The organism is Bacillus sp. FDAARGOS_1420, assembly GCF_019344915.1.
GTDB lineage: Bacteria > Bacillota > Bacilli > Bacillales > Bacillaceae_G > Bacillus_A > Bacillus_A mycoides.
In genome coordinates, this window is sequence record NZ_JAHWJB010000002.1 from 2172602 (window position 1) to 2193024 (window position 20423).

Consider the following 20423-nt stretch of genomic DNA (forward strand, 5'->3'; position numbering starts at 1 on the left):
ATTAGAAACGATATACAAGGCCGTACATAATAAACATATTTATAATAAAAATTGAAAGAGCAATTGGTACTTGTGCTTTAATGACTGCATTTTTATCTTTCAGTTCTAAAAGCATCGCAGGTACGATATTAAAGTTTGCTGCCATTGGAGTAAGCAGCGTTCCGCAATATCCAGCAAACATACCTAATGCTGCCATAATTGCTGGGTTTCCTCCGTGCATTTGCACAATTAAAGGTAAGCCAATTCCTCCAGTAATAACGGCAAATGCTGCGAATGCATTCCCCATTACGACTGTAAATAGCATCATTCCTAAACAATAGGCCATAACAGCAACGAATGGATACTCTGTCGGTAACACTTGTCCGACTAAATCAGAAACAACTTGTCCAACGCCAGACTTCGCGAAAATACCGCCAAGTGCTGCTAACATTTGTGGTAAAATAACTGCCCAACCAACAGCTTGTAATAACCTACTTCCTTCTTGAACAGGCGTTGTTATTTTGGATTTTGTAATACGCATCGCTGCAACGAATGCGAGTAATGCTCCTAACGCTAATGCAACTAATGTTACTTTATCTGGATCAACAAGTGCGACATTTCCCCATTTAATTTTCCCTAACGTTAATGTACCGATAATTGTAAAAATAGGTATTAATAGTGCAGGCATGAAAATTTTATTCTTTAATTTCTCAGCATGTTTCACACGTTCTTGCACTGGTACTTCTTTCTCCTCAGATTTTGTTACTTTATTTAATGAAGCTAAAACGACCATAGCGAGCACAATACAGCCAACATAAAACGAAGGGATTACATTTCCGAATAAAAATGTAACTGCAAACAATGCCCAAAATAAACTAGAACCAAATCTATTTGGATGTTCACGATCAAATGCAATACGAACAGCGATAAATGCAACGATGATACCTAATACATAATAAATTGTATCCATTGTTATGATGTTCATCTTATATAGCCTCCTTCTCTTGGTTTTCTTCTGCCTTCATTGTTTTCTCTATATACTTATCAAACCTTCTAAACCTAATCCAGCTCACAATCAGTGCCGATATCGCAGTTGGAATGCCCCAAAGCGCCATATCCCATACACCGACATGCATACCTACTGAATCGAAGAATCCTTTCATTAATAAAATGGCACCAGTTGCAATGAAAATATCTTCTCCGAAAAACCAAGCTGTGTTTTCCGCAGCTGCTGCGTTTGCTTTAATCTTTTCTCTTAATTTATCAGGGAGTTTACCATATTTACCTTGCGCAGCCCCTTCTGCCATCGGTGCAACGAGCGGTCTCACTGTTTGCGCATGACCTCCAATATTCAGTCCAAGTGCTGCTGATGATTCTCTTATCGTAAAATATGACATTAATACTTTTCCAGTTGTTGCTCCTTTTGATTTCGTTATAAGTGCTTCTGCTCTTTCTTTTAAGCCATAACGCTCTAAAATTCCGATTACCGGTAAAGTTAATATGATTGGCATAGACATATATCTGTTTTCTATGAAAAATTTACCGAACATGCTGATCACATCATAAAAACTTAAGCCTGAAACCATACCAGTAACAATACCCGCAACCATTACTACTAACAGTGTATTTAGCCTAAATAAAAATCCAACCGCAACAAGTAAAATCCCAATTAATTTTATCAATTTTAGCACTTCCCCTCATTTTTAATCCCGCTAATTAAAGTTTCACTTTATTTCGGTGCACAAATAGAAATACCGTTAAGTTCGAATGTTCTGTATATTACACCCGCAAATTGGACTGCTTTCTCTCCGTCCCCGTGTAAACATATCGTTTGCGCTTGAACTGCTACTTTCTCCCCATTGACCGATTCTACATACCCTTCTTTCACCATTTGAAGTACTTGTTTTATTGCTTCATCTTCATTTTTTATAAGAGCATTTTCTTCTGTACGGCTCGTTAAAGTTCCATCCTGCTTATACGTACGATCAGCAAAAGCTTCTTGTACGAGAGTTATATTATATTTTTCTGTTGCCTTTATAAATGCCTCACTATTCGCTAATCCGTAAAGTAATAATCCAGGGTTAATATGATAAATTGCCTTTGCGATTGCATCCGCAATTTCCGAATCCGTTGCTGCCATATTATATAAGGCACCGTGCGGTTTTACATGTTGCATTTTCCCTCCAGCAGCTTTAACAAATCCGTCTAATGCGCCAATTTGATACAAAACATAATCGTATACTTCACTTGCTGAAACGTGCATGTTCCTTCTCCCAAATCCAATTAAATCAGGAAAGCCAGGGTGTGCTCCTATTGCTACGTTATGCTGCAGAGCTTTTTCAACCGTTTGCCGCATAACGATCGGATCACCAGCATGAAAACCACAAGCAACGTTTATAGAGGAAACGAACGGAAGAATTTCATCATCATTCCCCATTTTATAAGCTCCAAAACTTTCTCCTAAATCACAGTTTAAATCGATTGTAGTCACGATGTTTTCCTCCTAATCTCAGCTTCGTAAAGCGATGAATTTCTTTAATAGACTCATACTTGTTTCCTGCTTTATATATAATTGTGCAGCGTCTTCCATAGTTATTTTTTCAAAAGTCACATAGTCTCCTGGTTTCAGCTGCGCTAGAAGAGGTAAATCTACTGAAATTACATGTCCAATTCTCGGATAACCACCTGTCGTTTGTCTATCAGCCATTAATATAATAGGCTGTCCACCATTTGGTACTTGAATTGTTCCGAATGTAACTGGGCTCGATAAAATTTCTATCTCTTCAACTCTATTTAAAACATCTCCGTCAAGCCTATATCCCATGCGATCAGCATAATTGGACACTTTATACTCTTTCGAAAAAAACGACTTTATACTTTCTTCTGTAAATTGATCATATTCAAAGTCTGTTATGACGCGAAGAATAGGATACTTCTTATATTTTGGTAAAGCATCGTTGCAAATTGCCCACTTCGTTTTTACACGCTTTTCTTCTTGTAAATTTTGAATAAAGCGACTTGCAACTTCTGCCCCTGTACCAATTTGAAAATAATCTCCTTTTTTCAGCATTCTCCCTTCAATACCGCCAAGAGCAGCACGTATGTAAGTACTTTTACTTCCCATCGTATGATCAATATTTATACCGCCCGCAAAAGTCACATATGCTCTGCAACCGCTTTTCGCTTTTCCGAGGCAAAGCATGCTTCCTTCTTCAGCTAATATAGGGCGCCATAATGGAATGCGTTCTCCATTTAATAACGGTTCCATATCCGCACCGCCAATCGCAAGCAATGTCGTTTTCTTTATTAACAATTTAGGTCCCATTATTGTAATTTCGAGTCCAGCCTCATTCTCCTCATTACCTACTAACATATTAATCATCCTGAGCGCATTTTTATCCATAGCCCCGCCAACAGGTACACCGTATTGTTGATAATGAGATCGTCCTAAATCTTGGACTGTTGTAAACATTCCTGCATGCAAAACCTCTACATCCATTCTTTAGCCCCCTCAAGCGATACGTACTCTTCCTTTGTTATTGGTATAAACCGTAAATACATACCACTTTGAATATATGTTGGTGTTTCTTCTTTTGGATTAAATAGAGAAATAGGTGTTCGGCCGATAATATTCCAGCCTCCTGGTGTTTCAAGCGGATAAATACCTGTTTGATTTCCGCCAATACCTACTGAACCAGAAGCAATTTGTAACCGTGGTGTTTCTTTTCTAGGTGTTTCTAGTTCTTTTGATACTCCCCCTAAATAAGGGAAGCCAGGCGTAAAACCTAACATATACACGAAATATGTTGTTTCACTATGTATTCGAATAACATCCTCTACTTGTAAGCCTTGATAATGCGCAACCTCTTCTAAATCAGGTCCATACTCTCCCCCGTAACACACTGGTATAGAAATATGTTTCACATCTCGGTTCACTTCTTCTTTATATGAATCACATAGCTCCCTTATATACTGGCAAACGTAATCATATGGCCTTATATTTCTATCATTTCCCTTCCATACCTCGTACAAATTGTAGTAAACCGCTAATGAAGTAAACGACGGAACGCATTCAACCATTCCTACAAATGGATGCCGCCTTAGCGCTTGAAATAATCGTTGCACTTTTTCGTATATATCCATCCCAATTTCTTCACCAAATGTAACAATAATTGCTTGATCCCCTAACGCAGAAAATTTCATCCCACTCCCTCTTTCTATGCCAAAAAGCCGAGTTCTTTCGAAATGCGGTATGCTGTTTCTTTCACTTTCGCAGTAAAATATAAAATGTTACTTTCGCTATACTCAATTGCTAAACCTGAAATACTAATACCTGCTACAACCGTTCCATCACTTGCAAAAATTGGAGCTGCTATAGCCGCTGTATGATTTTCTAACTCAGAATAGCTAATTGTATGTCCTTCCTTTTTCGCCATTTGTAACACTTCTAGCAATTGTTCCTTATCCACGATTGTTCCATCCGCAAACTGTTTTAAATCCGTTTCCTCTATATATTTCTGTTTCTCTTCCTTAGAGGAATACGATAGTAAAATTCTCGGACATGCACCCGCATAAAGCGGTGCTCTTCTTCCAACCGCCGTATACACACGTACAGGCTGAACGCCTTCCATCTTTTCAACATAAATCGCGTCATTACCATCTTGAATAATTAAATTAACTGCCTGCCCTAAACTATTTCTAAGCTCTTTCATATATGGAATCGCAATATTTCTTACAGATAATCTTTGTGAAACAAGTTGACCGAATCGTAAAAAAACGACTCCTAGACGATATTTTCCCTTCTCGTTTTTTTGTAAAAACTCCATTTCTTCCAACGAGCCAATTAAACGATAAACAGATGTTTTCGGCATACTCGTAAGCTGAACCATCTCTGTTAAACTTAGCTCTTCATGCTCATAAAACAACTCTAAAATATCCATTGTCTTAACTGCCGTTTTATTTATACTCATTCTATCTCCCTCTTGTTCCGAATTTCGGAACTTCAATTCCGTTTTTCGAAACAAACATATAATTTAAAATTATAAAATATTCTTTCAATTCTATCAATATATTTTTCGTGTATATCCTCCGATAAATTTTGTCAGTCATTTAAAAAAACGTAAATAATTAAATGCATTTGTAAATTTCTACATTAAGCTATTACATTTCTAATATTTTTATTTATTATGGTATATGTACAACAAAATGTGAGGAGTGTTTCTTTTGAAAAGACTGCTAGTGATTCCTGCAATTATGCTATCTTTTTGTATAGGGGATAATGTAACATTTGCGACAAATGAAGATACTAATTTAAGCTCTCAAATTGAACAACGTCTCATAACTAACAACAACGTTGCCTTTTTTGGATCAAGCACCTATAGTTTCAATTATTTTGGAGGAGATAACTTAAACGTTCTTGTGCAAAATATAGGTGATTCTCCTTTTCGTTACACTCTATATAACGCTAAAAATTCTTGGATGATTGACGGAACTTTAAAACCTGGGGAACAAGCGATAAGCGAATTCAATATTCACTGGACTGATTGGCTTCCTGACGGTGAATATGCAATTGTTTTTAGAAATAACGATGGTTCACTTTCCAAAGTTCACATTGCTACAAAACCGTTAGATTGAAAATTTCAATAATAAAGTATGTAAGTGTAGATTTGAAATAAAGTGTTATCAATTTACATTAATAACACTGATATAGAAAAAAATATAAAGAGCATGTTTTGAACAATCTTTGTTCAAAACATGCTCTTCTAATAGCTATTCAAATTATTCTTTTTTTAAACATGATTGATTATTTGTTTCCCTCGTTCAACTAACAAGTCTATTAATTGAACGTTAATTGTTTTTCAAGATTGTTCTTTTAGCTTTTTTAATAATTCTACTAGTTGATTTTATGTCAGTATCCTTTGCCCATTCTTCACACAGGTTGATTACCCAATCCGGTTTGGTTTTACTTGCATCATTTAACCAGTTTCCAACTGAATCTTGGACATATTTTGAAGGATCTGATTTAAGTAAATTAAGAATAGGAAGTGCTTTATCAGGTTCTTGTTTTAATGTTTCAATATGTTTACTCCATACCCCCCGAGGACGAATAGATTCTACAGAGAACCTGCGAATATTCTCATCTTCACTTTTTGCCCATTCTACTAACAACTCCACACTTTTTTCTATATTTTGTGAAAGGTCTTCTCTAATAGACATCCAAGCAATTTCTCGAACACCAAAGTGATGATCCGCTGCAAAAGGTCGAATGTACGTTAATTTATCTTTTAATGTGTTATTTGTTTTTTTATTCATAAACGCTGCCCAACATCGTACACTATCTGAAATATGATTAGATAATTTTAACAGTAAGTCTTCCTTTTTCCTTTCACTCTCTTCGCGTATAACTTTATCCAATAAAGTTCCTATTATTCGAATGACTTTCATTCCAGTTTCAACGTTCTGTTTTTCCAATTCAGCTACTATAAACTCCAAACTATCCTTGAGTCCTATTGAAGGTAAGACATTTTTAAGTAGTTCAATATGATTTATAGCTAGCCATTCTGTTAGATTAACACTTTCTAATTTCCCTTGCTGTAGTAATTGTAAGACCTCTTTAGGAATTTCGTTTACTTTCTTGGCTCCTTTCCTGCTTAAGATAGCTTCTGCTTCTTTCACTATCATTTAATTCCCTCCTCACAATACTATTTTCAAATAAACAGAGGCCATTTTGAAAAATAATAATCAAAATGGCCTCTGTCCTTCTTAAATGAACATTCAGTTTCACAAAAAAATTTGATTCAAACGCACTTGGATTTCTTTAATCAAAAAGAATAAAACGGTGCAACTTTTTTATAAACAGTACGACTTTATTTCAAATCGACAGGAAGAATATTTCTCCCATACTTGCTTTATAACGCTCTCACTTGTTTCAATGGCCAGAAAACAGCTTGTCCTTTTCCGACAATTTCATCTTCTGAAATAAATCCAAACATACGACCGTCTTTAGATACTTCACGATTATCTCCTAAAACAAACACTTGGCCCTCTGGCACTTTCGTTTTCCCTGTGATTTGTTCTAACGTAAAATCAGGAGTTAATACACGACCTGACGCCTTTTCTTTAAATTCTTTTAAATACGGTTCTTCCATCGCTTTTCCGTTTACATATAAAACATCATCTTTATACTCAACTGTATCACCTGGTAAACCAATTACTCGTTTTACTAAATCGTACCCTTCTTTTCCGTGGAAGACGATAACGTCAAAACGATCTAACCCGCTTATACTATAACCAATCTTATTCACGAGAACTCGCTCATTATTTTCTAAAGTTGGCATCATCGATTCACCTTGTACTAATGACGGCGTAAATAGCACCCCACGAACGATAAAGGCAATCGCAAGTGTAATACCTATCGTCTTAATCCATGAGATCAATTCTTTCTTCGTATTTGTCTTCATCGTCTCTCCTCTTTCTTACATACTTACTTTATTATTTCAACTAACTCTTGTACTAAATTTAGGTCAATTTCAGAAAAACATGACTTACCTTCTCTAACCGCTGTACCTACATGCGCCTGCGTAATTCCAGTTTCATCTAGCAATTGTTTTACATTCTTTTTCGTTACTCCGCTTCCGACAACAAGCTGTATATTCCCTTCACTTTCTTTTTGCATTGCTGCAAGAACCGGAATATTATCTACTACATTTCCTTGTCCGCCTGAAGTTAAAACGTGAGTAACTTTATTGAATTTCTTCAAAACTTTCATCGCTTCTACTGGATTTTCTGTATCATCTATCGCACGGTGATACGTTACATTTATTCCATCTACAACAGATAATAAATCTACTAATTTCTCTTCATCAACTTCATTTTGTTCATTTAACACACCTAATACAACACCAGCAGCTCCAAGATTTTGAGCAACTACAATATCTTCTTTCATCATTTCAATTTCTTCTTCCGTATATGTAAAAGACTTCGCATGCGGACGAATCATAACATGAACTGGTATTTGCACTGCATCTACTGCTTTTTTTATAAAAGCATAGCTCGGTGTTAAACCACCTTCTGTATATGATGAAATGAGTTCAATTCGATTTCCACCAGCCTTTTCAATTCGCTTCACATCTTCTAAACAAGTTGCAATAACCTCTAGCATGAGATAACCTCTTTTCGTGCTTTTTTCTTATTATACAGTAGGTGAAATAAGAAGCATAGTATTCCACTATAAAACTACAAAAAGAAGAATGAAAAGAAAGATTTATTGAATTGATAATAAATATCATATATGTTATGTTTTTCTTAAAATTACACATTCTTATATACTTATAAAAGGATATAAGAATGTGTTTCTTACAAAAAAACGGTTCGTTATCTCTAGTTCATTTATTGTAATTGCATCACTTTGCGCGATTACTTTATTAACAAAACCAAATACAAAACTAGATTCCTCAACTTCAAGTATTGAAACAGAAACGATTACCCTTTCATCAAGCAATAAAGAAGAATTTCAAACCTTTCATTCATCTTCATTTAACAATACACATACATTCCGCGGGGACATGGGTACTGGATTTGACTTTAGTGGTCTCAGTGACCTAAAAGTCACAGTTGAAAATACCGGTACAAATGCATTTACATATTCAATCAAATCAAAAGATGAAGAGAAACTAGTAAGACATACAATAAAACCAAATGAAGGTAAAACATTTACTTTGCGTTCATTAGTTACCTCTCCTGAGCCAGGGTACTATTATTTATCCGCTTATTATGAGGCTTCAGGTGCAACCGGAATAATGCAAAAAGTAATATAATGGAGAGTATATCGCTAAAAGTGAAGATGGATGTTTAAACATATTTCAGTCTAACACTTACATCGAATCTAAACTCACCCAATGAAAAAGTCCGTCATTTTGACGGACTTTTATAATTTCAAGCGTTTCTTTCCTCAGTTTTCATATCAATGCCTAATTGATCTTCCAATAACTTTACACCTTTTTTTGTAAGATGAACGGCTCGATTCTTATCCGTTTTTGTAATCCATTCCTGTTCAAAAAACAGTTTTGCTATTGCAGATCCTAACCAACCAGAAATATGGTAGCGTCGTTCACTCCAATCAAGACAAGGTTTTGCAAATACCCTCCTTTTTATATCGGCCTTATCAATATTTATTCCAAAATTCAGAAACCACTCCTTACCTTGTTCCGTTACAATGTATTCTCCTTCCTTTAAAATTATAAATTCCCTATGTAGTAATTTTTCAGTTATCTCTACACCGAGTCTGCCTGCAAGATGATCATAGCAAGTTCGAGCATAACGAATTTGTTTTAGTTGATCCGATTGTTTTAAAGACCGAACTTGGACTGTTGGTGCAATTGTTCCTAACTTTTCAAGAACTTCTGCTACCTCTTGATTAGCAAGTCGATAGTAACGATGTCTACCATGTTGTTCAACTGTAAGTAGATTCCCCTCTACTAATTTAGAAAGATGAGAACTAATCGTTGGATGTGACACTTTTGCCTTATAAGCCAATTCGCTAGCAGGTAGTGCCTGATTGTTCATTAAACAATCTAAGATAATTGCTCTTGTAGGTTCAGCAATTAGTTTAGCTATATATGAGATATTCGGATATACATTCATATTTCGATGATACCCTAACTGTTAAATTGATACAATTATTTTAAGTTTAATAGTAAAGGAGAATGTATTATGAATGCAATTGATCTTAGTATATTAAATTTGAAAGAAACGAGAAGGCGCTCAGAAAAATTATGGAATTCTCTTCCCGATAATTTTCTTAATTGGAAACCTGATCATGAGGCTATGTCCTTTGGTGAGATGATTCGTCATGTTTGGACCTCAACTTTTTACTATCATATGATTTTAAAAAACAACGGCTCAATAAATGACATACATATCCCGTATGATAACGAGCCAATTACTTGTGTAAAAAAAGAAATTGAATTGGCACAATCATACTTTACTAACTTCATAGAATATGTTCAATCAATAAGCATAGCTGAGCTAGATTCAACCCTTATTGATCGAAGCGATGTTGGCTATCAAAGATATTTAGGCGACATGCTATTACGAATTGCCTATCATGATGCAGTTCATGCAGGTCAATTTTTACAATATTTACGTATGATAAACTTGGAAAGACCTTTAATTTGGGATTAAAAGTTGCCAAACTAACATTGCAATAAATATTCTTTCAGCCAATAACAATCCAAAATCATGATAACCATTTATATTAAAAATCTACATCTCAATTTGGTACGTCGTACACATAAAAAGCACGTGTTCGATTACTAATCAAACACGTGCTTTCAAAACAACTATATTGTCCATAAACAATAAAATGTAAGTTTAAAAAACTACGACCGAAACGCCGCATCCGCCAGCATAGATAGTGTTGCATCATCCATCGGCGGATTGTGTAGCCCTGCTCTGACGTTTAAATAATAACGATGAAGCGGATTTTTTTCGGATAAACTTTTTGCTCCTACGATGCGCATTGCTTTATCTACAATAGATATTGCCGCATTTGTTACTGCATATTTCACTGCCGCTAGTTCGGCTTGTAATGATAGTTTATCCTCTGCCTCATCGTACTTTTTCGCAATTTGATATAAAAAGACGCGAGCTTGCATAAGCTCAAGTTCTAATTCTCCAACTAACCTTCTAACATTCGGTAATAAACTTATAGAATGATTTAAACTGTTTGGCTTGTATGATACCGCAAACTGAACTGCATAATTTCTTGCTGATTGTGCAATTCCTAAATAACATGCTGGTATATGTAGCAACCAGCCAATACCCTTAGCTTTAACTTTTGAACCCTTTATATCAGTGAAAAAGCGATTTGGTATCTCTACATTTTGTAAAACGAGATCATGGCTCGCAGTTCCTCGCATTGCGATGCTATCCCACGTTTCTTCAATTGTCACGCCTTGCGTATTCTTTGGAATGACAAACTCTCCGATATCTTCCTGGCCTTCAATACTTGCTGAAATGATAAAATAATCAAGTACTGGTGCCATTGTCGTAAACGTTTTTCTTCCATTTATAATCCACTTCTCACCTTTTTTGACAGCTAACGTCTCTGGTTTCCCGCCGCGAGTAGGACTACCTGTATTCGGCTCTGTCGCTGCTCGATTAAAAAGCGCACCATTACGTACTTCTTCACAAAACCAAGTGAACATTTCCTCATTCCAAGAACGATTTTCAGCTAATTCCTTTACAATGCCAAGGTGCCATCCAATCGATAATGCGGTAGCACCGCAGCCTTCTGCTATTTTCTCTTGAAATAAAACGAAGTCATATAAAGAAATCGCATTGCCTCCCCATTCTTTTGGCAACGTTAATTTCGTATATCCGATATCTTTCAAATTATTAATATTTTCATACGGAAATGATCCTAATTCACTTAGTTGATGCTCCCTTTCCATGAACTTCGGAATCAATTTATTTATTTTCTCAATAACTAAAGATTGTTCTTCTGTTTCAACAAATGAGAGTGCCATACATAATCTCCTTTATGTCCGATTCATAAACCGTTCATTTTGTCATTATGATTATATGAAGTTACTTCTCTATTGTTTCACTATTCCGATAAAAATACAATGCTTTTGAACAATAAGAAAAGTTCCTATAAAAAAGATAGGTTCTTTTCTTATATTAATCCCCTTTCAATGCCTTTAATGGCAAAGAGGTTACATATCCAATATACGAGCATAATTCTTTAAAAAAGAAAGGGATTTCTGTATCTAACGTTTTATACGCTGACGTTGGAGTTGGTGATGCATACGCTTCAATTTTAATATGTTTTGCAATTTTCATTGCACGTTTCATATGAAGTGGATCACTCACAATCGTATATGTGCGTATTCCGTTCTCTATTCCAACTTGCTTTGCATTCTTTAAATTGTCCTCTGTGAAAAGGGATTTTGTTTCAATTAGAATATCCTCTTCTTTCACACCATGTTTCAGTGCATACACTCTAGCAGTACGCGCTTCCTCAAGCTCTGCCTCAAACTTTGTACCACCTGTGAAAATAATCTTTTTAATATTACCGTTCTTATATAAGGAAATTGCATGATTAATTCTTTCTTTAAATACAGGAGATGGTTTTCCGTTCCATGAAGCTGCTCCCAGCACGATACCAGCATCTGTCTTCACACCATCATCTGTTTTAAAGCGATAACTCCAAATATCGTAAGCTGCATAACTTACATATAAAATAATAGAACAAATCATAAGCAAGAATACTTGCAAGATTCTTCTTTTCTTACTTTTCTTATTTTCTTTCATTTATAACTGCCTCCGTACATCATCCATACTTCTATATAAAAACGTATATATCAAATCATTTTGTTTGAATTTGTTTAAAAGAAGGAATTTTTCTTATCATATATATGCATTAAAGGGTTTTCATTTAAAATTGAGGATTATCAATTCATTTTTCGTTTGCGGTTTTCATTACATTTATGTAATTTATAAGTTTATTACCATACAACTACATTGTAACGAATTTTTTATCATAATGGAATGATGAAACAAAAGAAGTAACTATTTTGTAAGAAAAAAGGTATATTTTTCAACTAGACGATCAATACACCTTTCTTAATATGAATTATCGTTTTTCTTTATACGATTCTAATTTTTCTAATAACCGTTCCTTTACAGCTGGCCATTCACTTGCAATAATACTATATACAACTGCATCTCTAACATGCCCACTCGGTAATTTTCTTTCGTTTCTAAGTACACCCTCTTTTACTGCGCCGAGTCTTTCAATTGCTCTTTGTGCTTTTTCATTTCGTGCATCCGTCTTAATTTGTACCCTCCGCATATGCAACTTTTCAAAAGCATATTGTAATAACATGTACTTACATTCCGTATTCATACTCGTACGTTGCACACTTGGGTCATACCACGTTTTCCCTAATTCCACCGTCTTATCTTCAACTGAAATGTTATATAAGCGTGTACTCCCTACTATTTCATTTGTCTTTTGATCCACAACAACAAATGGCAAATCCTTCCCTGCCCCATAAGCTTTTATCGCCTTTTGAACATATTGCTGCATATCTTGAACAGTATCCATTTTAGAGATTAAATACGCCCAAATATCTCGATTTCCTTCCACGATTGAAAACATTTTTTCGACATCATTGCTATCCATTAACCGTAACTTTGCTCTTTCGTGAATCATTTCCATTTGTAAGCCCCCTTTGTTGTAACTATATCATACTCTATAAATGCTATATCGTTATATAAGAATATAAAAGTGTTTTATATTGAGAAATAAAATATATCTTTAAAATAAAAAGTGCGATGCCTTTTATTCAAGCATCGCACTCATAAATTGAATTGAAATTTACTTCTTTTCCATTACCGCAAAATAATTATTTTCGCTATCTGCAAAATTAAATATTCTACCTGAAGGCATATTTACAATTTCTCCAACTGTAACGTTTTTGTTTACTAAATCACTATATAAACTATCGAATTCTTTTGAGAAGAACATTAAAGAAGGTGTACCAAGATTTAACTCCGGCTGCATTTTAGCAATTAGCTCCTTATTATGGAGAATAATACTTGTTTCAGCTTCTTTAGTTGGAGCAATTTCAATCCATCGCATTCCTTGACCGTTATCTTCCTCTGAAATTACAATAAATCCTACTTTTTCTGTCCAGAATTCCTTCACTTCATCTTGGTTATTTACATACAACATGATTTGACCAACATTATTAATCATTTATTTTAACGCTCCTTTATAAACAATTTTTATTAAACTCCATACACTTACACCTAATTATCACCGAAAATAAAGTTGCGGTACAAAAATCTATTTCAGCGACTCCAATCGCTCGTTCAAACGATCCCAAGTTTCGGTGATACCTTGTAGCATGCCCATGTCCATAACAGTCTTAAGAGCTTCTTCGGAAACATATTCAGCACGGTTTATTAGCTTTGTCTTTCCACCTAAATCGATGAATTCCAATGTCATCTCGGTTGACGGCATAGAATCATTTACATTGCCTTCAGCATCCGAAAAGTAATCGGTGTAGACAATTTTCTCTGGCTCAATAATCTCTTTATAAACTCCTTTGCCCCATGATTCCATACCAAAAAATTGCCCCAGGTTCTGATCGATACACTTCATACAGTAGTGCCAAACGCCTCCCGGACGGAAGTCGACAGTGCATGCTGGAATTTCCCAGCCCCTTGGTCCCCACCAGTGTTTCAAATGCTCTGCTTCTTTAAACATACTGAATACAAGATCACGCGGTGCATCGAAAACACGCTCCAGTACTAATACTCGATCGTTCTCTACTCTTGATACCATTGTATTGTTTGACATGTTAATTCCTCCTTAAATATGAACTGATTTTATAACTTTTCCTTTTTTTGCAATTCCTTCAAATACTCATCTAAATTATCGAATCTCTCTTCCATCACACGCTTAAATGACTGCACCCAACAATCAAGTGCTTGGAAAGGCTCAGGTCGGAGCTTGTAAATCCGGCGATTAGCTTCAGCCTGCACTTCCACAATCCCTGTATCGCTTAACACTTTTAAATGTTTCGAAGTTTGTGGTTGCCTTAATCCCAAATGTTCGGCGATTTCCCCAACGGTTAAGGGACCGTCACGCAAGAGTTCAACGATATTCATACGATTCGGTTCAGATAAAGCGCTCAACGTCGTCATATTCACGCCCGGAATTTTCCCCGACATATCACTCACCTCGTTAAGTGATGGTCTCCGGTTATAACACATCAATATCATCACTAATATTATTTTCCTGTTGAATCGATTATAACCAAAGAGGAATATTCCCGTCAAGGAATATTCTAAAACTAAAGTCACACTAAATGTGAATTTCACTTTGAAATAAAGTGAAATTTTAATTCATGTTTTTTATTTCTCTCCACTGATTATTATTTCGCACTAACTACGATTTTACGATAAATAAAAAGAAGTCATTTGAATCAAAATGACTTCTTTTCTTTTTGAATAAATATTAACTTTTATTAAACAGATCATATTTTTCCATGCTCTATTACTTTATCCCTTTTAACCTCACTTAACCTAATTCAATTTCCCTCACCATCTCTTCCTTAGGACCAAACATACGAATTCCTTGTCGAATATACTCTTCCCATATAGGGTGTGAAAGCTCATCAATAATAGTTAATATCGTACCGATTAAATAAGAGAAATAAGAAGAAAATACAACATTTGGTTCTAATAACATTAGTTCTCCTTTTTTCTGACCATCGATTATTACTGAAGAAATACTCTCCTTTGATTCCTCCCAAAAAACGAGTATTTTACTCATTATTTGTGGAAATTGATCGTGATGAGCAATTACATATTGTACTAATCTTAAAGAACTACTTTATTGAATACAAAATTTCATTTGTTCATATACCATCTTTGAAATTCTCTCTAATGGTGAACCATCGAATTCATGAACTAATAAGAATAGTTTTCTAAAATCTTCAAAAGGTGCTAATACTGCTGCTTCAAACAATTTCTCTTTACTTTCATAGTAATATGCTACACTACCAAAGCTTACTTCTGCCGCCTCTGCTATTTTAGACATAGTAGTCGGAAAATAGGGCAATCTGCTCTGTTAGGTTGATAGGCATATGGAGGTGCCTATTCAAGGAAATATCTGGATAAATCCCAATAAATACTATATACTAATAAACGGGAGGGGATAAAAATGCTAGATCAAATCACTTGGGGAACGCCAGCCAGCTTATTATGCTTAGGATTCTTTTTTGCAGGGTTAGGAATCTTCTTAAGAAGTATTACGTCATATACGAAAAATAAATAAAAGTTCAGAAAAATACAAAAATTTCGTTTAGGGGATACTTTAAAATCTTAGATTGATGGGCTTGCAGATTGCCCCCAAAACAAAAAATTGTACATTTTCACCTAGAGATGTAAATTTTCTCGTTTTGGGGTATTTGCTTTTCTTAGCTTGATAGCGATGTGGGAACACCCTGCTTTTAATAAAAAATAACAAACAAAAGAACCCAACCTTTACGGAAGGGTTCTTTTTTATAACTTTATCTCTTTAAAACTCAGAAATAACTGTTCCCGCATTTATATAACACATGTATATTACTAATATTTTTATCACAAATATTAATTTTCAAATCTACTTTTTATATGTTTCCAACTTTCCCCTTTTGATAATACCTTTCCTTTTTAAAGCAACAAATAAGCAATCGGCGTAATAATAAGCAACGTTAAAATCGTTCTTTGCACATATAGAATAATAAGCTCAGATACTTTTAACGGAATATCTGTTGATAATATACAAGGAATTGAAGCGGAGAAAAACAAAATAGATGATACCGAAACAACCGCAATAACAAACTTTGTCACAAGCGGTGCACTTACAACTAAAAGAGAAGGTAAAAACATTTCTGCAATACCAACTGATACTGCTTTAGCAGCTAGGTCTGCTTCTGGAAGTTGTAAAGCCCATGTAAATGGATAAAAAATATAACTAATCCAATCAAATATTGGCGTAAACTTTGCTAAGACGATACCAATTAATCCTACTGACATAATTGATGGTAAAATTCCCATTGTCATTATAAATCCGTCTTTTAAATTCACTGCGATATTTTTCATAATACTTGGCGCGGATTTCGATACTTCTAATGCATCTTCCCAAGCTCGCTCTAACATTTTCTCTTTATAAACGGGCTCTGGGAATCCTTCTTTCGTAATATATGTATCTGGTTTTCTACTAAGAGGCGGGATTCTTACGGTGATAGCGGTCACGATGAATGTTACAACAAGAGTAGTCCAAAAGTAAACATTCCATAAATGCATAATGTCTAATGTTTTTGCGATGATAATCATAAATGTAGCGGATACTGTAGAAAAACCTGTAGCTATAATTGCTGCTTCTTTCGTCGTATACTTTCCTTCTTTGTACACTCGATTCGTAATAAGAAGTGCAAGCGAATAACTCCCCACAAAGGAAGCCACCGCATCGATTGCTGAGCGCCCAGGTGTTTTCCATAACGGTCTCATAATCGGACGACAAAACGTGCCGATAAACTCAAGCAATCCGTACCCGACTAATAGCGCTAAAAAAGCCGAGCCGATTGGAACGAGTAAACTTACTGATATAACTAACTTCTCATACAAAAACGGTCCAACATCTGGCGCAAAGAACCAAGCTGGTCCTACTTTCAAACAATATAATACGCCAAAAACAACACCTACTACTTTTAAAATAGAAAAACAAATGTCTACGATAGATGCATTCCACTTCTTCGTATAAAATGGATAAATCGCACCCATTGCCATAACAAGTAGTGCGTAATAAGGTACTACCGAAGGAACCGTAGCTCTTATCCACGATACGATATGATCAATCATAATAGACGAAGCACCGTTTATCGTAACAGGAACAAAAAACATAAACACACCAACTAGACTAGCAAGTATAAACCGAAGTATAATCCCCTTCTCTCGCCCTGTCTTAATTACATTCCTTTTTAATTCAATTTCACTCAAAATTCGACACCTCCTATTATCTAAATATTCTGTATAATAACGTTAAATCCCTTTTTTAATTCCGAATATTTAATCATGCAAAAAAGCCTATTTTGAAATATACAATCAAAATAAGCTTTTTCTATTACCTCTTATAATCATCCACAATTACTTGAATTACACGATAAGATTCTTCTGCTACTTTCTCATTACTATCCCTATTCGCATCATATGTAATTAACGCCTTCCAAAGCGCCCATCCTCTCGCTCTATTCCACGTTTCTTCATCCATGCGCAATACTTCTTTAAATACCTTTCTACTACTCTTATCCAAGAATGTCCATGCCATCGCTGCATCACAAGCCGGATCGCCTACTCCTAAAATACCAAAATCAATTACGGCGCAAAGCTTTCCGTCCTTAACGAGTAAATTTCCTGGTGCAACATCTCCATGAACCCAAACTGGTTTACGCTCCCACGTTGACCTAAGTGCTAAATCCCAAAGATGCTGTAATAATGTCTCATCAAAAACATCCTTATTATTTTCAATAGCCACTCTCGCTTCTTCATCGTATACAGATATAAGTCCGCCTCGGTAAAAATTATGTGCTCCAGCTACTGGCCCGTTACTCGCATCAATTGATTGTAACTCTATTAAAAATGAGCCTAAGTCCGCCGCAAATTCATTTAAGTCACGGACATTTTGTTTCGTCACGGTCTCCCCCTCGATCCACTTATTAATAGACCAAGGCCATAGATATTCTTCAGATGGATTCCCTTTCACAATTGGTGCAGAAATTGGTAAAGAAAGTTCCTTATTTAATATTGGAAGCCACTTGTTTTCTTTCTCTACTTGCGGCGCATATGCTGCATCACTTGGTAATCTTACACTCATCTCATCACCTAAGTGAAACGTTCTATTATCATGCCCACTAAACTTTACAGGTTTCACTTCTAAATGTGCCCATTCTGGAAACTGTTCCCCTATCAACCTTTTAACTAAATCAGTATGAATTTGATTCATTCACTTACCCCCTTCTTTTTTGAAACTTACTAAGTCCATCTGTACTCCCAACATATTCAAAACCACTTTTCTTATAAAAATCATTCAACGTAAGATTATGCCCAACACAATCTAGTTTCAAAAACTCTTTGTCATGTTGCACATTCTCTTCTACCCACCGTATAATCCATTCTCCTATTCCATCCCCCTTATACTTCCGTTTCACCGCAAATCTATGAATATATAATGAATTAGAAACTTCCTCTTTTCCAAAAATATGTTCATCCCATTCATTTTGTTTAGGAGAAGCTGTAACCGTACCAACTATTTCATCTTCTTTCATAACAACATATGTATATTTCTCTCTTATACATTCTAGTATTTCAGCCGTAGCTTCCTCTCCTAAAAGATACTGCCACTGATCCACTTCTTTATATTGTAGCCATTGTGCTACTTCTTTTAATAAAATGATAATACTATCACTTTGATCTTCAGTAGCAATTCGAATTGTATATTCTTTACTTATATTTCTCTCCATATTGCCGTTCCCCTTTCAAATTGCTACCATACTGACATACGAGTCCTTCCATCATTTTCATCTGTAATATATTCTACATAAAATCCTTGATTCAGTGCGTTTTCATATATCATTTCAATCTCTTCTTGGTTTTTTGCATAAATTTGTATGTAATCACCATCCGCTACTAATACGACTACTTCACACTTACTCTTCTTAAATTCTTCATATGTTTCAATTTCTCCTAGTACTTTCCCTTTTGGATATGCTTTTAAGTCTACAAATAAAAGATAATATATGTTATCTTTTATTTGCTTTTTTAATTCTGATCCTTCCATGATCTCGTTATCTTCTGAAAATAATTCTGGACCTAATTCATTCCCTATTATTATATAAGCTTCCTCCCTTCCCATGACTTGCCAATCAAATGCAGTAATATCAATTGGCTTTAACACTTTCCAAAGTAAATTATCATTTTCATTTGGAATATCTACTGTAATTCCTCTTTTCATTTGTTTGCTCCTCGCTTATTTATTTTCGTTTTCATTTCATACATTATATACCTAATTCAACTACTATATTTTGTCGATACCTATATAACTTGTATTTCACCGCGAAAAAACCGTCCCACTACTTATGAAACGGTTTCTTTCTATTTATATTCAAGTTTTCCATTCAATTATTGCACTGCGTTTTAAAATAATTTCTAATATGTTCAGCACATCAGCCATTCATTTTTAACACTCACTTCGTTTTCACAAAATAATATAAAAACCACACCGCATGATTTTGTTCATCTGCAGCTATTCTGCGCAATAACTCTTTCATAGATGCATCTGCTGCTTCATCTGAAATTTCCAAGTAAAAATCTACGGTCTTTTGCTCATCTTGTATAGCGAACTCTAATCCCTGTAAGTACGTATTAGGACAATTTTCCGTAATCTGTGGTTTCGGCTGTCTGCCAGTTAAATTCGTATAGATTTGTACAAAATGATGAAAATGCCTTATTTCATCATTACGGATTTCAAGAATTTGTTTTTGTTCTACTTGATTTGGAGCCATGTTAGCTAATTTTGCATAGCAGCTTATAGCGCTATACTCTCCGTTTATAGCTTTTTCAATATCACTAATTAGCTTATCATTCTGTCTATACCAATCATCATAATTCGAATTATACATCGTATCCCCTCCGTTATTTCACATAACATTTTATGCATTTCGAAATAGTAGGAGCATGTATACATAAAAGAACAGCATGGACTCATTCTTATAGCCCTTTTACTCCAATCCTTTTAAAACATTGAAAAAGCCTAACCATCACTACTTTCATTTCCTGTCGATTAAATATTCTATAATGATTTCACCACAAAAAAACGCTTCACTACT

26 protein-coding genes are annotated in these 20423 nt (G+C 35.0%); 3 read left to right on the top strand and 23 right to left on the bottom strand.

Annotated elements, in window-relative coordinates; translation table 11 throughout:
• Position 1: 1 nt before the first annotated feature.
• The 6 genes from I6L50_RS21395 to I6L50_RS21420 are packed head-to-tail and all read right to left on the bottom strand — an operon-like array spanning position 2 to position 4949.
• Positions 2 to 964 carry a DUF979 domain-containing protein gene (locus I6L50_RS21395; RefSeq protein WP_219302949.1) on the bottom strand — a complete coding sequence of 321 codons (963 nt, stop codon included), beginning with the start codon at positions 962 to 964 and terminating at the stop codon, positions 2 to 4.
• Between the two features lies 1 nt (position 965).
• Positions 966 to 1661, bottom strand: coding sequence for a DUF969 domain-containing protein (locus tag I6L50_RS21400; protein WP_113935811.1), 696 nt, complete (start codon positions 1659 to 1661; stop codon positions 966 to 968).
• Positions 1662 to 1708: 47 nt separating this feature from the next.
• Entirely contained in the window at positions 1709 to 2470 is a 762-nt protein-coding gene (pxpA, locus tag I6L50_RS21405) for a 5-oxoprolinase subunit PxpA (RefSeq protein ID WP_219302951.1), read from the bottom strand.
• A gap of 18 nt (positions 2471 to 2488) precedes the next feature.
• Positions 2489 to 3478, bottom strand: coding sequence for a 5-oxoprolinase subunit C family protein (locus I6L50_RS21410; protein ID WP_219302953.1), 990 nt, complete (start codon positions 3476 to 3478; stop codon positions 2489 to 2491).
• Positions 3469 to 4182 (bottom strand): 5-oxoprolinase subunit PxpB, encoded by a 714-nt coding sequence (gene pxpB / locus I6L50_RS21415; protein ID WP_219302955.1) that lies wholly within the window; start codon positions 4180 to 4182, stop codon positions 3469 to 3471. Before pxpB ends, I6L50_RS21410 begins: the two co-directional genes overlap by 10 nt.
• Before the next feature lie 14 nt (positions 4183 to 4196).
• Positions 4197 to 4949, bottom strand: coding sequence for an IclR family transcriptional regulator (locus I6L50_RS21420; protein ID WP_219302957.1), 753 nt, complete (start codon positions 4947 to 4949; stop codon positions 4197 to 4199).
• A gap of 253 nt (positions 4950 to 5202) precedes the next feature.
• Here I6L50_RS21420 and I6L50_RS21425 point away from each other — a divergent pair, with 253 nt between their 5' ends.
• Positions 5203 to 5613 (top strand): hypothetical protein, encoded by a 411-nt coding sequence (locus tag I6L50_RS21425; RefSeq protein ID WP_061675625.1) that lies wholly within the window; start codon positions 5203 to 5205, stop codon positions 5611 to 5613.
• 213 nt (positions 5614 to 5826) lie between these two features.
• On the opposite strand, the gene I6L50_RS21430 is transcribed toward I6L50_RS21425, so the two are convergent.
• From I6L50_RS21430 to I6L50_RS21440, 3 genes are all read right to left on the bottom strand, one after another.
• Entirely contained in the window at positions 5827 to 6660 is an 834-nt protein-coding gene (locus I6L50_RS21430) for a DNA alkylation repair protein (RefSeq protein ID WP_088039687.1), read from the bottom strand.
• A gap of 227 nt (positions 6661 to 6887) precedes the next feature.
• The gene (gene lepB / locus I6L50_RS21435; protein WP_002084707.1) at positions 6888 to 7439 is read right to left on the bottom strand and encodes a signal peptidase I; all 552 of its coding nucleotides are present in this window, start codon (positions 7437 to 7439) and stop codon (positions 6888 to 6890) included.
• Positions 7440 to 7462: 23 nt separating this feature from the next.
• Positions 7463 to 8140 (bottom strand): copper homeostasis protein CutC, encoded by a 678-nt coding sequence (locus I6L50_RS21440; RefSeq protein ID WP_113935816.1) that lies wholly within the window; start codon positions 8138 to 8140, stop codon positions 7463 to 7465.
• A gap of 187 nt (positions 8141 to 8327) precedes the next feature.
• On the opposite strand from I6L50_RS21440, the gene I6L50_RS21445 reads away from it, so the two are divergent.
• Positions 8328 to 8795: a hypothetical protein gene (locus I6L50_RS21445; protein WP_219302959.1), complete on the top strand. Its 468-nt coding sequence runs from the start codon at positions 8328 to 8330 to the stop codon at positions 8793 to 8795.
• Positions 8796 to 8913: 118 nt separating this feature from the next.
• Here the strand turns inward: I6L50_RS21445 and I6L50_RS21450 are convergent, their stop codons facing one another.
• A complete protein-coding gene (locus tag I6L50_RS21450; protein WP_219302967.1) occupies positions 8914 to 9621 on the bottom strand; it encodes an ArsR/SmtB family transcription factor in 708 nt (235 codons plus the stop codon).
• A 69-nt stretch (positions 9622 to 9690) separates the two neighbouring features.
• On the opposite strand from I6L50_RS21450, the gene I6L50_RS21455 reads away from it, so the two are divergent.
• Entirely contained in the window at positions 9691 to 10161 is a 471-nt protein-coding gene (locus I6L50_RS21455; protein WP_219302968.1) for a DinB family protein, read from the top strand.
• A 197-nt stretch (positions 10162 to 10358) separates the two neighbouring features.
• Here I6L50_RS21455 and I6L50_RS21460 read toward each other — a convergent pair whose 3' ends face one another.
• From I6L50_RS21460 to I6L50_RS21520, 13 genes are all read right to left on the bottom strand, one after another.
• Positions 10359 to 11507 (bottom strand): acyl-CoA dehydrogenase family protein, encoded by a 1149-nt coding sequence (locus I6L50_RS21460; RefSeq protein WP_219302969.1) that lies wholly within the window; start codon positions 11505 to 11507, stop codon positions 10359 to 10361.
• Between the two features lie 154 nt (positions 11508 to 11661).
• Positions 11662 to 12294 carry a YdcF family protein gene (locus tag I6L50_RS21465; RefSeq protein WP_002033016.1) on the bottom strand — a complete coding sequence of 211 codons (633 nt, stop codon included), beginning with the start codon at positions 12292 to 12294 and terminating at the stop codon, positions 11662 to 11664.
• A gap of 322 nt (positions 12295 to 12616) precedes the next feature.
• Positions 12617 to 13204, bottom strand: coding sequence for a GNAT family N-acetyltransferase (locus tag I6L50_RS21470; protein ID WP_219302970.1), 588 nt, complete (start codon positions 13202 to 13204; stop codon positions 12617 to 12619).
• 159 nt (positions 13205 to 13363) lie between these two features.
• Positions 13364 to 13744, bottom strand: a complete 381-nt coding sequence (locus I6L50_RS21475; protein WP_000609551.1) for a VOC family protein — start codon at positions 13742 to 13744, stop codon at positions 13364 to 13366.
• A gap of 90 nt (positions 13745 to 13834) precedes the next feature.
• Entirely contained in the window at positions 13835 to 14350 is a 516-nt protein-coding gene (locus I6L50_RS21480) for an SRPBCC family protein (protein ID WP_219302972.1), read from the bottom strand.
• A gap of 29 nt (positions 14351 to 14379) precedes the next feature.
• Complete coding sequence (locus tag I6L50_RS21485) at positions 14380 to 14724, bottom strand: ArsR/SmtB family transcription factor (protein ID WP_012261209.1); 345 nt, start codon at positions 14722 to 14724, stop codon at positions 14380 to 14382.
• A 349-nt stretch (positions 14725 to 15073) separates the two neighbouring features.
• Complete coding sequence (locus I6L50_RS21490; RefSeq protein ID WP_219302974.1) at positions 15074 to 15244, bottom strand: hypothetical protein; 171 nt, start codon at positions 15242 to 15244, stop codon at positions 15074 to 15076.
• A 144-nt stretch (positions 15245 to 15388) separates the two neighbouring features.
• A complete protein-coding gene (locus tag I6L50_RS21495) occupies positions 15389 to 15616 on the bottom strand; it encodes a TetR/AcrR family transcriptional regulator (RefSeq protein ID WP_257475407.1) in 228 nt (75 codons plus the stop codon).
• Between the two features lie 593 nt (positions 15617 to 16209).
• A complete protein-coding gene (locus tag I6L50_RS21500) occupies positions 16210 to 17538 on the bottom strand; it encodes a YjiH family protein (protein WP_113935823.1) in 1329 nt (442 codons plus the stop codon).
• 124 nt (positions 17539 to 17662) lie between these two features.
• Positions 17663 to 18541, bottom strand: coding sequence for an aminoglycoside phosphotransferase family protein (locus tag I6L50_RS21505; protein WP_219302977.1), 879 nt, complete (start codon positions 18539 to 18541; stop codon positions 17663 to 17665).
• Between the two features lie 4 nt (positions 18542 to 18545).
• Positions 18546 to 19058: a GNAT family N-acetyltransferase gene (locus I6L50_RS21510; protein ID WP_219302978.1), complete on the bottom strand. Its 513-nt coding sequence runs from the start codon at positions 19056 to 19058 to the stop codon at positions 18546 to 18548.
• 23 nt (positions 19059 to 19081) lie between these two features.
• The gene (locus I6L50_RS21515) at positions 19082 to 19549 is read right to left on the bottom strand and encodes a DUF2691 family protein (RefSeq protein ID WP_219302980.1); all 468 of its coding nucleotides are present in this window, start codon (positions 19547 to 19549) and stop codon (positions 19082 to 19084) included.
• A gap of 232 nt (positions 19550 to 19781) precedes the next feature.
• Positions 19782 to 20216: a ferritin-like domain-containing protein gene (locus tag I6L50_RS21520; protein ID WP_002084692.1), complete on the bottom strand. Its 435-nt coding sequence runs from the start codon at positions 20214 to 20216 to the stop codon at positions 19782 to 19784.
• Positions 20217 to 20423: the final 207 nt, after the last annotated feature.